The sequence below is a fragment of the Haloterrigena alkaliphila genome (genome assembly GCF_017352155.2).
Lineage (GTDB): Archaea > Halobacteriota > Halobacteria > Halobacteriales > Natrialbaceae > Haloterrigena > Haloterrigena alkaliphila.
In genome coordinates this window covers 972,908-985,541 of the sequence record NZ_CP071462.1, presented here as the reverse complement: position 1 = coordinate 985,541, position 12,634 = coordinate 972,908, and the positions used below count along the sequence as shown (strand labels likewise).

The window sequence follows — 12,634 nt, the reverse complement described above, 5'->3', positions numbered from 1 at the left end:
GTGGTCGATTACTCGCCGTCCTCGGCGTCGCCCTCGCCGAGCAGTTCGTCGACGTCGGTGCTGCCGCGGTCGACGATCGAGGCGTTGATCTGGGCGACGGCGTCGGAGACCTCGCGGCCCCGAACCGTGATGCGGCGCCGTTCGCCGTCGCGGGACGGGTGGTAGCCCGTCTGGCGTTCCTTCATCAGGACTTCCTGCAGGTTCGAGCCGGAGACCTTCGGGTTGAGCGGTCGCCCGGCGTCGTCGGAGCCGCCGGTGATCTCGAGCGTGTAGCCGTCGAGCCCGACCGAGCCGCCGTCGACTTCGTCGCCGATCGACTTGCCGATAAAGCGGTTCGCGTCCTGTTCCTCCGCCTCGAGCTGATAGGACGACCCGGAGTCGGGGTCGCCGACGACGACAGTGAAACTTGCCATATCCGACCGATAACGGCCGCCGCTCAAAAGATCATCGATCACAACCGACCTTTTGCGCTGCGGTCTGCAGCGCTGGCGGCAGCGTTGCTGCCGCACAGCGCTACGTCCCTCGGCAAAAGGTCGATCAAAAGCACTCCTCCCTCCGTTTCGGCCCCTCCGGGGCCCGGCTCACGGCTCGCGCCGTTCGCCATACGCGGCGCTACGCGCCGCGCTCTCCACATCGGTCGTCGGCCCGCTCGCTCACTGACTCGCGGCTTGCGCCGCTCGTCTTTCCGCGGCGCGTTGCGCCGCGCACCGTTCGCTCGCGGTCGTCATCGGTGAACCGCCTGCCCTCCCCCGGGTCGGACGGCTCTCGCGGTGCTCGAGCCGTCCTCCCGGCCACCGCGCTCCGTGATCGCAGTCACTTCGGTCTGGTACCCGCGTAGCCTCGGCTACTCGAACAATCAAGTAGATCGGCTTCCTACGACTAGCCGTGTTCATCGATCCCGGACGGCTCGAGATTCGCCTGCGCGAGGAGTTCGGCGGCACGATGGGCCAGTCCCGCGTGGTCGTCCGGCAGGCCGTCGATCTCGCCGATTCCGGCCGGTACGAGGCCGACGCCGGGACGACGCTGACGAACGACGTCGTCCTCGAACACCTCGCGGACGCCCCCGACGGGAGTCCGCCGGAGCGGTGGAACTGGTGGATCGGGTCCCTCGAACTCGCCTACGGCGGCTACGGCCAGTTCGGTATTCGGCGGTATCAGAAGTAGCGCCGTCGGACGACGTCAGCGGTGCGTCTGACGTAACACGCATTGTCCTGCGGGCCGTAGGGCAGATCCATGAGCGAACGCAGACGACCGATCTGGCCGGCGTACCCCCTCTCGGCGCTCGCCGCCGGACTGGGCCACTGCTATCTCGGCGAGTGGAAACGCGGCGCGAGCTGGTTCGGGCTCTACGTCCTCGCGCTCGCGTTCCTCTCCGCACGGACGCTGTCGGGCGCCTTCGAGTTGAGCGAGCCGTTTTTGGTGACCGCGCTACAGTTTACCGCCGTCAGCTTCACCGATATCGCCGTCCCGCTGGCGGTCTTGCTCGTCTCGCTCCTCGACGTCTATCTCATCGGGCTCACGTGGCGGACCCGCTCGCCCGCAGCGGCGCCGAACGAGGCCCGTTCCAACGGCTCTTAATCGTCGACCCATCAACTGTCCGACTGGACGCTGTCCTTTTGTGGGTGTACGTGCAACGACTCGTATGGCTCGACTCGGAACCGTCCTCCTCAAGGGGGCTGGCGTCGCCCTGCTGGCGCTGCTCGTGCTCGGCGCCGTCGCGACGGTCGTCAGCATCGTGCTCTCGATCGTGGCGACCGTCGTCGCCGCGGTCGTGACGATGGCGATCCTCGCCGTCTGCGTGCTGGCCGTCGTCGGACTCGTCTCACTGCTCCGGGGCGACGAGGCCGCAGACGCTGATACTATCGGTGACCCCACGACCCGCTCCGCCGAGACCGCCGCACCCACCGATCGCCTTCGCTCCCGGTACGTCGACGGCGAACTCAGCGAGGCGGAGTTCGAACGGGAACTCGATCGACTCCTCGAGGCCGACGGCGGCGCGGACCGACTCGAGCGCGATCGAACCCGCGAGTCGACGAGCGATCGCAGCCGCCTCCGGGACCGGTAAGCGAGGGACCCCGAATCTCGGTTTGGAGGCGCTCGAGCGGCCGCGGTGGTGTTCCAGTCCGACCGAGCGACCACGGGTAGAATCGTTCCGAACCGACCGAGCGGTGGCGGACGGAATCGATGGGAGAAAACGGCTCGAGTCCCGACTCCCGGTAATGAAGCTCCGATTTCTCGGCGGCGCTCGCGAGGTGGGGCGCAGCGCGATCCTCGTGAACGACGCGCTGTTGCTCGATTTCGGGATGTTGACGGCCAACCCGCCGCAGTTTCCCGTCGAGACGCCCGACCCCGAGGCGGTCGTCGTTTCCCACGGCCACCTCGACCACGTCGGCGCCGTGCCGTCGCTGCTCTCCGGCGACGCCCGCCCGCCGATCCACTGGACGCCGCCGACGTACGAACTGGCGCTGACGCTCGCTCGAGACACCCTGAACCTCCACGGCGGAACGATGCAGTGCCCGTTTACCGAGACCGACGTGCAGCGGGTCACGCAGGTCTCGGAGACCCACGGCTACCGCGAGCCGTTCGAAGCGGCCGGTCACGAGGTCACGTTCTACAACGCCGGCCACATCCCGGGCAGCGCGCACGTGCTCGTCGACGACGGCGACACCCGACTGCTCTACACGGGTGACTTCCACGTCGACGACCGCCGAGGCAGCGACACGACGTCGAGTCCCGAAAACGGACGGGCCCCAGCCGTCGACGGACAGCGCGTTCACGGGCAACGGCTGGTCCCGGGGACCACCGCGCGTCCCGAGGCCGATGTCCTTCTCTGTGAGAGCACCTACTCCGACGTCGAACACGAGGACCGGTCGGCCGTCGAGGACCGGTTCGTCGAGAGCGTCGAGACGACGCTTTGGGAGGGCGGCTCCATCGTCGTCCCCGCGTTCGCCATCGGCCGCACGCAGGAGTTGATGCTCGTCTGTGCGGCCCACGACATCCCCTGCTACGTCGACGGGATGGGGAAGCAGGTGACCGAGATGCTCCGACAGTACCCCGGGTTCGTCCGCGACGCCGACGCGTTCCGGCGGGCCATCTCTCACGCGCGATTCGTCACCGGCCGCGACGGCCAGCGCAAACGCATCACCGATCAGAAGGCGGCGATCATCACGACCAGCGGGATGCTCTCTGGTGGCCCCGCCATGACCTATATTCCCGAAATCCGGGCGAATCCGATGAACAAGATCACCATGACCGGCTACCAGGTCGAGGGGACGCCCGGTCGCGACCTCCTCGAGACCGGCAGCGCCGAGATCGACGGTCGGATCATGCCCGTCAGCGCGCAGGTCGAGCAGTACGATTTCTCCGCCCACGCGGATCGGCAGGGGATCCTCGCATTCCTCGAGTCCTACCGGGAGAGCGACGTGCTGGTCAACCACGGCGACCGCTGCGAGGCGTTCGCCGAGGAACTGCGCGCCGACGGCTTCGACGCGGCGGCGCCCGAACTCGGCGACGTCGTGTCGATCTGATCTGGGCCAGTATACTGCCCCACAGATTAATTATTTTGGATACCGTCGGTCCGAACACCATGGCGGGCGACACGGACGTCAACGACGTCGCAAGAGACGAGTGGAAAGCCGAGACGACGACGTTTCGGCGCGTCCGGTCGGTGATCAAAACGACCTACGATGGCGCAACCGCCGGCGAGGTCGCCGAGCGAGCGCTCGTTTCCGAGACCACTGCTCGGACGCATCTCGAGGACCTCGCCGAGACGGGGTTCGTCGAGACGGTCTCGGACCGAGGAGCAACGCGATACCGACGCTCGACCGAGTCGCTCGTTCTCGAGCAGGCACAGGATATGCTCGAGAACGCCGACGCTGCGACGTTGCTCACGAAGGTCGCCGAAATGCAGAACGAAATCGACTCCTATCGCGAGGAGACCGGCGTCGATGAACCCGAGGACATCTCCTGGAAGGAGGCCGATATCGACGCCGAACGGGTCAGACAGTGGCAGACGACGCGACGAAACCTGGGATTCGCAAAGGTCGCCCTCGCGCTGGATCAGGCAGCCGACGCCGTTCAGGGCCCGAACGCGGTGTGATCAATGGCGGGCCGGGAACGCGAAGAGACCCATTCGCTTCGGGGGCCGACCGATCGCACCGCGTTGCTCGAGTTCAGGGACGTCTTCGAGTCCGAGGAGCCGCTGGCGGCGGCGGAACTCGACGACTTCTTCGATCCCGACGAACTCCGAATCACCCTCGAGGACGGTATCGGTGAGGCGACCGGGGGTCGGTTCGACGTCGTCTGGTCGACGCGGGACGACTACAACATTCACTATACGGACGATCTCGGCCGTAATCTCCGCTGGGACGTTCATCCCCACGACTACCCGATGCCCGACGACGACGCACACTTCCATCCGCCACCGAACGCCGCGAGCGATCCGGCCGCAGTTGAATCGTCCTGCATCGAAGTCGCCGAGATCCGACTCGTCGCTCGAGCGACGATCGCACTGTGGCGAGCAGCGTACGATACGGGCTCGATCGACGATCCGAACGGATTCGTCGACCCACCGTAACGATCCGCGTTTCGCTCGTCACCCGGTCCCGACCGTCACGAGCCGAACCCGGACCGATCCGCCGCGAGGCCAAACTACTCGAGGCTGCCACCACTCAGACCAGCCGAATGGGTCGCTCGAGCGCCGATTATCGCCGTGAGTACGCACTCGTCGCCCTCGGAGCGCTGAGCTACACCTGCCTGATGTTCGTCTGGTTCTCGCTGCCGGCGTACCTCCCGGTGATCATCGACGAGGTGGGGCTCTCGGGCACGCAGGCCGGCGTGCTCGCGGGGGCGGTGCCGCTGACCTACATCCCGCTGGCGCTGTTCTCCGGCATCGCCGTCGACCGGATCGGTCCCGGACGGAGCCTCGCGGCCGGCGTCCTGATCTACGGGGTCGCACAGATCGCCCGCAGCGCCGCCCCCGGCTTCCCGTCGCTGCTCGCGACGACGCTCCTGCTCGGCGTCGGCGCGACCGCGATCACCTTCGGCCTCCCGAAACTGGTCGGCGTGTTGTTCCCGCCCGAGAAGACGGGTCGCCCGTCGTCGATCTACCTCGTCGGCGCCTCGGCGGGGTCGGCGCTCGTCTTCGGCGTGGGCCGCCCCGTCATCGGCCCGTGGCTGGGCGGCTGGCGGCCGCTGTTCTTCTGGAGCGGCGTCGTCGCCGTCGCCTACGGCCTCGCGTGGCTGGTCGTCGCCCAGCGGGCCCGAATCGACGACCGAATGGCCGACGACGACGGCTTCTCGCTCGAGTCTGTCGTCGCCGACCTCCGGCTGGTGCTCTCCCACCGCGAACTCCAACTGGTCGTCGTCATCGGGACGATGTACCTGCTGCTCAACCACGGCCTGCAGGGGTGGCTCCCGACGCTGCTCGAGTCGCGCGGCCTGCCGACCGGAACGGCCGGCCGGGCGACGAGCCTGCTGATCGCGGCCTACGTCGGCGGCGTGCTCGCCGTCCCGGAACTGGCCGACCGGTTCGGGGCGCGGCGGTCGGCGCTGATGGGCTGTGGAACCGTCGCCTTCGTGGGGATCCTCGGCGTGATCGCGGGCGACACCGGTCCGCTGCTCGTCGCCGGCATCGTCGTCACCGGCCTCGGCGTCGGCGGCGTTTCGCCGCTCGTCCGGGCGATCCCGCCGGATCTCGAGGGGATCGGCGCCCGGCTAACGGGCACCGCGGTCGGCTTCATTTTCGCCGTCGGCGAGATCGGCGGCTTTGTCGGCCCGGTGCTCGTCGGGGCGTTGCGCGACGCTACCGGCTCGTTCGTCCCCGGACTGGCCGTACTCGCTGGCGGCGCGCTCGTCGTGGTCGCCGCGGGGGCCGCGTTGCACTCGCTGGCCGAATAACGGTCAGATTCGCCCCGGAATATTTTGATACCGCGAAGCGTATTATCGATGGCTGAGCGAGCCTACGCTTACCGATGCCCGTGGCCTGCTCGTTCCGGACGATCTACCGGAGTCGAAACGCGAAGAGATCGGTGCGGAACTCGCAACGCGACTTCGTGATCGCCGCGATCGAAACGCCGAGGAACTACCGGAACTGTAGTGTTACAGACGACCGCGGTACGTATCGGTCGAGAACAGCACACACCAGATGGACGGTCCAGCAGGGTGGTGGCGCGCGCTATTGGCTGTCCGAGCGACAGTGAGGGCAGCCAATGATCTCGTGCGAGGGATGAGCGAACGAGCGAAGCGAGAGAGCGAATCGGCTGGGGAGGGCGTGGTGATTCACCGTTGCCACGATAGCAGGACACATCACTTCACTTTCCGCGCGAATCGAAGCGTCGTTTCATTCGCACCTCGAGTGAGCAGATCGGCGAACGAAGACAGTACGTTCCGCGAAACCGTCACTCGTCCTCGAGCGTCATCGTCGCCCCACAGTCGGGGCACTCGAAGTCGATGTCGTCGCCCCTCGAGATGCGCATATGGTCGCAGTTGCAGTCGGGACACGCGACGTTCCGGTCGTCGAGCACCGGAATCCGGGAGATCCGAACGTCCTCGCTTTCTCGCGGCGCGCCGAGCGCCAAGGCAACCACCTGATCCTCGCTGGCGTTGCGTCCGGACTGGAACTCGCCCGGAGCGAACCGGATCGCTTCGTCTTCGGCGACCGTCACGTCGTCGGTTCTCACGCCCCGTTCGTCGTCACCGTCCGCCCGCACCTCGAACGTCGCCTCGCCCTCGAGCACGACGAACACCTCCTCCTGATCCACGTGCGCGTGAACCGACCCGCTGAACCGCTCCGCTGAACCGCTCGCCGGGCTCGAGGACGTAGCGCGTGATCGCGACGTGCTCGGTCCCCAGCGCCGCCGCGAGGTCCCGACGGTCGGCGTGCAGGTCCTCGTCGGGTTCGGAATCCACGTCTTCGATGGCGACGTGATTCATGTGGCCGCGTTCGCGGTCCCGGTCAAAAGCTGTTGCCACGAAAACACGATTGTGAGCCGCGCCACGAAGGTTTATCCTCGTCGTGCTGGTCCGTGGCCCATGGCGACGTCGCCACGAACCAACCTCCTGCGGCGAACGCTCGAGGACGACGACGTCGCGCTCGGCGTCCTCGAGAACGCGTACAGTCCGACGCTGGTCGAGTTCTACGGCGAACTCGGCCTCGACTTCGTCTGGATCGATCTCGAACACGCCGGGCCGAGCCCGTTCGACGGCGATCGACTCGAGGACCTGACGCGCGCGGCGAACGTAACCGGGACGGAGCTCCTCATCCGGTTACCCGAACCCGACCCCGGCATGGTCCGGAAGACGCTGGACGCGGGGGTTCGGTCGCTGTTCGTCTCGCGGATCGAGTCGGCCGACGAGGTGCGGCGGGCGCTCGAGGCCTCGCAGTTCGAGTACGACGGCGACCCCGGCAAACGCGGCTTCGCGAGTCCCCGCGCGAGTCGGTGGGGGACGACCGACGACTACGCCGGCACCGAGGACGAGGAGATCGTCGTCGGCGTGACGATCGAGAACCCGACGGCGGTCGAAAACATCGACGAGATCCTCGACGTTCCGGGGCTGGGGTTCGTCTTCGCCGGCCCGCTGGACCTCGCGGTGTCGCTGGGCCATCCCGGGGAGCCGACGCACGACGAAGTCGAGGAACGCGTCGAGGCGGTCCGGGAGGCGGCGCTCGAGGCCGGCGTCCCCCTCGGCGGCCTCGGCTTCGGGATGGACGACGTCAACGAGAAGGCCGACTCAGGGTATCAGATTCTCAATCTGGGGAGCACCACCGGAGCGCTGGGGGCCGCGGTGCGCTCGTGGCTGAACGAGTACGAGGGGCCGTAGCGGTCCGGCCCGTCGCTGCTCGGCTCGGTCCGGCCTTCACTCTCAGCCCCGGTATCTAAGGCCGGATTCCGCGTTCTCGTGCGTACGAGGACCGGTATTCGTATGATCATACGGAACCCCGACCCGACCGACGCCGACGACGGAACCGCTCGCGAAACCACGCCGCGACCCCGATCTGATCACTATCATGGGTGAGCAGGCATCGGCTGCGGCGATCGACGACTCGTCGGACGGCGTCAGCACCGGACTGCGCTCGAGGGTGAGGATCGACGGCGCCCAGTTGAAACGAGCGGGCACGCTCGCCCTCGGCGGCGCGCTCGTCGCGTTCGGTCTCAGACGGCGCTCGATCGGCGGGACGGTGGTCGCGCTCGCCGGCGGGTTCCTGTCCTACCGGACGCTCAGCGGCTCCCTGTCCGAGTCTGGCGGCGCGCACCCGGTCGAGCGCTCGGTCACGATCGGGAAACCCGCGGACGAACTGACCGAACTCGTGCGCGATCCCGAGAATCTCGAGCGCATCGTCGGGGAGTTCGCCGAGGTCACCGAGACCGGCGACGACCGCTACGAGTGGCGCGCGACCGGCCCGCTCGACCGGGAGCTGTCGTGGGAGATGGAGAGTACGGCGGACGAACCCGGCGAGCGACTGCGCTGGGAGACGGTCGACGGCGTCTCGAGCGGTCTCGGCGGTAGCGGCGCGCTGTTCGACGCCTGGTCGCTCTCGTTCGACGAGGCACCGGGCGACCGCGGGACGGAGGTGACTCTCGAGGTTCGCTTCGATCCGCCGGGCGGATCGGTCGGCAGCGCGGCCGTGGAGCGCCTCGAGGTCGTCCCCGAGTCGCTGGTCGGGACGGCGCTCGACCGCTTCAAGAGTCTCGCGGAGACCGGCGAAGTTCCGACGACCGCGAACAGACCGTCCGCTCGCGGACGGGGTGATCTGCTATGACCGACGACACGATGCAGGCGCTCACGTGGCACGGCGAGAAGGATATTCGAGTCAGCGAGGTTCCGAAGCCCGAGATCGTCGAGCCGACAGACGTGATCGTCGAGATCACGGCCACCGCGATCTGCGGCTCCGACCTCCACCTCTACAACGACAAGATGCCCGGGATGCGCGAGGGCGACGTGCTCGGCCACGAACCCATGGGCGAGGTGGTCGAGGTCGGCGACGAGGTCGAGAGCCTCGAGGTCGGCGACCGGGTCGTCGTCCCCTTCACGATCAGCTGTGGCTCCTGCTGGTTCTGCGAGGAGGAGCTGTACTCGCTCTGTGACAACTCGAACCCCAACGCGGAGATGGCCCGCAAGATGATGGGCCAGTCGCCGGCCGGGTTATTCGGCTTCTCCCACCTGCTGGGCGGCTACGCCGGCGGACAGGCGGAGTACCTGCGGGTCCCCTACGCCGACGTCGGCCCGATCGAGATCGAGTCGGATATCCCCGACGAGCAGGTGCTGTTCCTCTCGGACGTCTTCCCGACGGGGTACATGGCCGCCGAGAACGCCGACATCGAGGACGAGGACACCGTCGCCGTCTGGGGCTGCGGCCCGGTCGGGCAGTTCGCCATCCAGAGCGCGCAGATGATGGGCGCGAACCAGGTGGTCGCCATCGACCGCGTCCCCGAACGACTCGAGATGGCCAGCGAACACGGCGACGCGGAGACGATCAACTACGAGCACGCGGACGTCTACGACCAGTTGATGTCGATGACCGGCGGTCGCGGTCCGGACCGCTGTATCGACGCGGTCGGAACCGAGGCCCACGGGACGGGTCTCGACGGCGTCTCCGACCGGGTGAAGGAGGGCGCGAAACTGCAGGACGACCGCCCGTACGTGCTTCGCGAGGCGATCAAGTGCTGCCGGAAGGGCGGCACGCTCTCCGTGCCCGGCGTCTACCTCGGCCGCGCGAACGTCCCCTTCGGCCCGCTGATGAACAAGGCCCTGACGGTCAAGACGGGACAGACCCACATGCAGCGCTACCTCGATCCGCTGCTGGGAACGATCGAGGAGGGCGAGATAGACCCCTCCTTCATCATCTCCCACCGGGTCGGCCTCGAGGACGGCCCCGAGATGTACCGGACGTTCAACGACAAGGCGGACGACTGCATCAAGGTCGTGATGGAACCGTAAGCGATCGTCGAGTTCCGTCCGGCCACTCCCGGTGTGTATGCACCGGAGTGAACTGTGGCCGACGGCCGCCATCGGCTGTACGTCACTCCTTTGGCGCTTCGCGAACTGAGAGCCGACTATGTTCCACGGCGAGGAGTTCTGGCTCGTTCGCTTCCTCTTCCAGCGGGGGCTCGCGCTGCTGTTCCTGCTGGCCTTCCTCGTCGCGGCTTTTCAGTTCCGGCCGCTAGCCGGCGAAGACGGCCTGTTGCCCCTCGAGTGGTACGCCGAGGGTGCCGAGTTCCGCGAGCGGCCGAGTCTCTTTTACTTCTATCCGAGCGACCGCGTCATCGGTATCACGGCGTGGACCGGCGTCGCGCTCTCGGCGCTGGCGCTGGTGGCCCTACCGTACTGGCTGCCGGAGCCGTACCCGACGCCCGTCTCGATGGCGCTGTGGTCGGCGATGTGGCTGTGCTACCAGTCGTTCGTCAACGCCGGACAAACCTTCTACGGCTACGGCTGGGAGTCGATGCTGCTCGAGACCGGCTTCCTCGCGATCTTCCTCGGTGCCGGCGAGGTCGCCCCGCCGTTCGTGATCCTCCTGCTCCTGCAGTGGGTCCTCTTCCGCAACATGTTCGGCGCGGGGCTGATCAAACTCCGCGGGGACGACTGCTGGCGCGACCTCACGTGTATGGACTACCACTACGAGACGCAGCCCATTCCGAACCCGGTTAGCTGGTACGTCCACCACCGATCGGATCGCTTCCACCGCCTCGAGACGTTCGGCAATCACGTCGTCGAACTCGCGGTTCCGTTTCTCTACTTCGCTTCCCAGCCCGTCTCGTCGCTGGCCGGCGCCGTCACGATCGGTTTCATGGGCTGGCTCATGCTCACCGGCAACTTCGCGTGGCTGAACGCCCTGACGATCGTCCTCGCGATCGCGACGTTCAGCGACGGCGTGCTCGAGGCCGCGTTCCCCGTCTCCGCTCTCGAGGCCGCGCTGCCCGTCGCGGCGCCCGAACCCGTCGCGACGCCGCCGTACCTCGAGGGCGCGGCGATCCTGGTCGCGATCGTCGCGGTCGCGATGAGCATCCGCCCGATCGAGAACATGCTCTCGGAGAGCCAGACGATGAACACCGCCTACGATCCGCTCCACCTCGTGAACACCTACGGCGCGTTCGGCTCGATCACGCGGGATCGCTACGAGATCGTGATCGAGGGGACGACGGACGAGACGATTACCGATGACACGAAGTGGCAGACGTACCGATTCACGGGGAAGCCGACCGACCTCGAGCGCCGACCGCCCCAGATCGCGCCCTACCACCTCCGGCTGGACTGGCAGCTCTGGTTCGCCGCCATGGCGCCGTCGCCGCGTCGCAGCCCGTGGTTCACCCGGCTGTTAGCGAAACTGCTCGAGGAGGACGAGCAAACGCGGACGCTGCTGGCCGAGGATCCGTTCGAAGGGCGCGAGGCGTCCCCGACGCACGTCCGCGCGATTCGGTACCGCTACCGGTACACGACGCCCGAGGAGCGCGCCGAGACCGGCCGGTGGTGGGAGCGCGAGCGCGTCGGAACCTACGTCGCGCCGACGTCGCTCGAGGACCTCCGGCTCCGCGGGCCGGGGCTGTGATCGGTGGCGCTGCGATCGGTGGCGCTGCGATCGGTGGCGCTGTGATCGATAGCGCTGCGATCGGTGGCACTGTGATCGGTGGGACGGTGCGGGCTGGGCCTGCGACGGCCCGCTCGAGCGCTCGGCACCCTCACCGCTCGTCGTCCGTTTCCGACTCCTGTCGCACCGGCGGCGTCTTCGACAGCAGCTTGCCCCACGTATCCCGATTGTCGGCCACCTGGCGGTAGCCCCACTCGCGGATCCGCGCGTAGTCCTCGAAGTTCCGGAGGAACCCGACGGTCTCGCTGAGCGGGCCGCCGCGGTCGTAGCGGCGCAGCGCCTCCTCGAGCGACGCGCCACAGGAGTAGACGCGCTCCTCGGTCACGAGGTGCGAACACTCCTCGTAGTACTCGGGGAGGCGCTTCCGGATCTCGGGGTACTCCGGCAGGTCGCTGAAGCCCACGATGCGGAGGTCCGTCCGCTCGTCGACGTAGTCGGCCCACCACGTACAGAAGCCGCAGTCGTCGTCGTAGACCAGGGTCGGCTCGAGCATACGTCGTGATACGGGCTCGAGACACAAACGCCTGACTCGTGATCGCCTCGAGCGCGGAACTCGAGGGGGGATCGCGGACGTGGAACCCGACGAGGACCGTCGAACGACTGGATACTTGGTTCGGGGTCGTGAATCCGGACGCATGGAGCGGTTCGTCCGACTGATCGTCGCCGGCGGCGTCGTCCTCGTCGGCGCGTTCTGGCTCGTCGCCCTCTTCGAGTGGGGATCGACGCCGTGGGTCGTCGGGATCGCGCTCGCGGCGCTGGGTTTCCTCGGCGTGATGGTCGGGATTTGCAGCGAACTCGAGTCCGATGCGTTCGGTGTCGAGTGAAGCGCGGAGATCTAGTCGACGGCTACAGCCTGAAAGCCCCGAGCGCTCTCGAGTCGGAGGGCTCGATGCGGTCCTCGCTACGCTGCGGTCCTTTCGTCGCCCGCCTTCCTCGAGAGCGCTCGCCCCTTTCAGTCCCACCCAGCGGTGGATCGCCGAACCGGCAGTAGCAGAGCGGCTGTCGAACCGCCGATTCGTCGCAACATTATTGGGATCGGTGACCAAT

General features: G+C 67.5%; 14 protein-coding genes and 1 pseudogene. 12 read left to right on the top strand and 3 right to left on the bottom strand.

Annotation, left to right across the window (positions count from 1 at the left end; genetic code table 11):
• Positions 1-8 precede the first annotated feature (8 nt).
• Entirely contained in the window at positions 9-413 is a 405-nt protein-coding gene (locus tag J0X25_RS23580) for a 30S ribosomal protein S6e (RefSeq protein WP_207289996.1), read from the bottom strand.
• 472 nt (positions 414-885) lie between these two features.
• Here J0X25_RS23580 and J0X25_RS23575 point away from each other — a divergent pair, with 472 nt between their 5' ends.
• From J0X25_RS23575 to J0X25_RS23545, 7 genes are all read left to right on the top strand, one after another.
• Positions 886-1,164: a WNWW family protein gene (locus tag J0X25_RS23575; RefSeq protein WP_207289995.1), complete on the top strand. Its 279-nt coding sequence runs from the start codon at positions 886-888 to the stop codon at positions 1,162-1,164.
• A gap of 69 nt (positions 1,165-1,233) precedes the next feature.
• The gene (locus tag J0X25_RS23570; protein WP_207289994.1) at positions 1,234-1,578 is read left to right on the top strand and encodes a hypothetical protein; all 345 of its coding nucleotides are present in this window, start codon (positions 1,234-1,236) and stop codon (positions 1,576-1,578) included.
• A gap of 64 nt (positions 1,579-1,642) precedes the next feature.
• Positions 1,643-2,065, top strand: a complete 423-nt coding sequence (locus tag J0X25_RS23565) for an SHOCT domain-containing protein (protein ID WP_207289993.1) — start codon at positions 1,643-1,645, stop codon at positions 2,063-2,065.
• Between the two features lie 154 nt (positions 2,066-2,219).
• Positions 2,220-3,527 (top strand): MBL fold metallo-hydrolase, encoded by a 1,308-nt coding sequence (locus tag J0X25_RS23560; RefSeq protein ID WP_207289992.1) that lies wholly within the window; start codon positions 2,220-2,222, stop codon positions 3,525-3,527.
• Between the two features lie 59 nt (positions 3,528-3,586).
• The gene (locus tag J0X25_RS23555) at positions 3,587-4,099 is read left to right on the top strand and encodes a winged helix-turn-helix domain-containing protein (protein ID WP_207289991.1); all 513 of its coding nucleotides are present in this window, start codon (positions 3,587-3,589) and stop codon (positions 4,097-4,099) included.
• Positions 4,100-4,102: 3 nt separating this feature from the next.
• Positions 4,103-4,576, top strand: coding sequence for a toxin-antitoxin system TumE family protein (locus tag J0X25_RS23550; protein WP_207289990.1), 474 nt, complete (start codon positions 4,103-4,105; stop codon positions 4,574-4,576).
• 107 nt (positions 4,577-4,683) lie between these two features.
• Positions 4,684-5,898: an MFS transporter gene (locus J0X25_RS23545; protein ID WP_207289989.1), complete on the top strand. Its 1,215-nt coding sequence runs from the start codon at positions 4,684-4,686 to the stop codon at positions 5,896-5,898.
• A gap of 500 nt (positions 5,899-6,398) precedes the next feature.
• Here the strand turns inward: J0X25_RS23545 and J0X25_RS23540 are convergent.
• Positions 6,399-6,933: pseudogene (locus J0X25_RS23540) on the bottom strand (cupin domain-containing protein).
• A 99-nt stretch (positions 6,934-7,032) separates the two neighbouring features.
• Here J0X25_RS23540 and J0X25_RS23535 point away from each other — a divergent pair.
• From J0X25_RS23535 to J0X25_RS23520, 4 genes are all read left to right on the top strand, one after another.
• Positions 7,033-7,821, top strand: coding sequence for an HpcH/HpaI aldolase family protein (locus tag J0X25_RS23535; RefSeq protein ID WP_207289988.1), 789 nt, complete (start codon positions 7,033-7,035; stop codon positions 7,819-7,821).
• A gap of 187 nt (positions 7,822-8,008) precedes the next feature.
• Complete coding sequence (locus J0X25_RS23530) at positions 8,009-8,761, top strand: SRPBCC family protein (protein WP_207289987.1); 753 nt, start codon at positions 8,009-8,011, stop codon at positions 8,759-8,761.
• Positions 8,762-8,772: 11 nt separating this feature from the next.
• Positions 8,773-9,939, top strand: coding sequence for a zinc-dependent alcohol dehydrogenase (locus J0X25_RS23525; protein ID WP_207290854.1), 1,167 nt, complete (start codon positions 8,773-8,775; stop codon positions 9,937-9,939).
• 118 nt (positions 9,940-10,057) lie between these two features.
• Entirely contained in the window at positions 10,058-11,548 is a 1,491-nt protein-coding gene (locus J0X25_RS23520) for a lipase maturation factor family protein (RefSeq protein WP_207289986.1), read from the top strand.
• A 130-nt stretch (positions 11,549-11,678) separates the two neighbouring features.
• Here the strand turns inward: J0X25_RS23520 and J0X25_RS23515 are convergent, their stop codons facing one another.
• Positions 11,679-12,080 carry a DCC1-like thiol-disulfide oxidoreductase family protein gene (locus tag J0X25_RS23515; RefSeq protein ID WP_207289985.1) on the bottom strand — a complete coding sequence of 134 codons (402 nt, stop codon included), beginning with the start codon at positions 12,078-12,080 and terminating at the stop codon, positions 11,679-11,681.
• A 142-nt stretch (positions 12,081-12,222) separates the two neighbouring features.
• On the opposite strand from J0X25_RS23515, the gene J0X25_RS23510 reads away from it, so the two are divergent.
• The gene (locus J0X25_RS23510; RefSeq protein WP_207289984.1) at positions 12,223-12,411 is read left to right on the top strand and encodes a hypothetical protein; all 189 of its coding nucleotides are present in this window, start codon (positions 12,223-12,225) and stop codon (positions 12,409-12,411) included.
• Positions 12,412-12,634: the final 223 nt, after the last annotated feature.

Coding starts and splice junctions, on each gene's coding strand:
- J0X25_RS23580 (WP_207289996.1), bottom strand. CDS start 413: ATGGCAAGTTTCACTGTCGTCGTCGGCGACCCCGACTCCGGGTCGTCC.
- J0X25_RS23570 (WP_207289994.1), top strand. CDS start 1,234: ATGAGCGAACGCAGACGACCGATCTGGCCGGCGTACCCCCTCTCGGCG.
- J0X25_RS23565 (WP_207289993.1), top strand. CDS start 1,643: ATGGCTCGACTCGGAACCGTCCTCCTCAAGGGGGCTGGCGTCGCCCTG.
- J0X25_RS23560 (WP_207289992.1), top strand. CDS start 2,220: ATGAAGCTCCGATTTCTCGGCGGCGCTCGCGAGGTGGGGCGCAGCGCG.
- J0X25_RS23555 (WP_207289991.1), top strand. CDS start 3,587: ATGGCGGGCGACACGGACGTCAACGACGTCGCAAGAGACGAGTGGAAA.
- J0X25_RS23550 (WP_207289990.1), top strand. CDS start 4,103: ATGGCGGGCCGGGAACGCGAAGAGACCCATTCGCTTCGGGGGCCGACC.
- J0X25_RS23545 (WP_207289989.1), top strand. CDS start 4,684: ATGGGTCGCTCGAGCGCCGATTATCGCCGTGAGTACGCACTCGTCGCC.
- J0X25_RS23535 (WP_207289988.1), top strand. CDS start 7,033: ATGGCGACGTCGCCACGAACCAACCTCCTGCGGCGAACGCTCGAGGAC.
- J0X25_RS23530 (WP_207289987.1), top strand. CDS start 8,009: ATGGGTGAGCAGGCATCGGCTGCGGCGATCGACGACTCGTCGGACGGC.
- J0X25_RS23525 (WP_207290854.1), top strand. CDS start 8,773: ATGCAGGCGCTCACGTGGCACGGCGAGAAGGATATTCGAGTCAGCGAG.
- J0X25_RS23520 (WP_207289986.1), top strand. CDS start 10,058: ATGTTCCACGGCGAGGAGTTCTGGCTCGTTCGCTTCCTCTTCCAGCGG.
- J0X25_RS23515 (WP_207289985.1), bottom strand. CDS start 12,080: ATGCTCGAGCCGACCCTGGTCTACGACGACGACTGCGGCTTCTGTACG.
- J0X25_RS23510 (WP_207289984.1), top strand. CDS start 12,223: ATGGAGCGGTTCGTCCGACTGATCGTCGCCGGCGGCGTCGTCCTCGTC.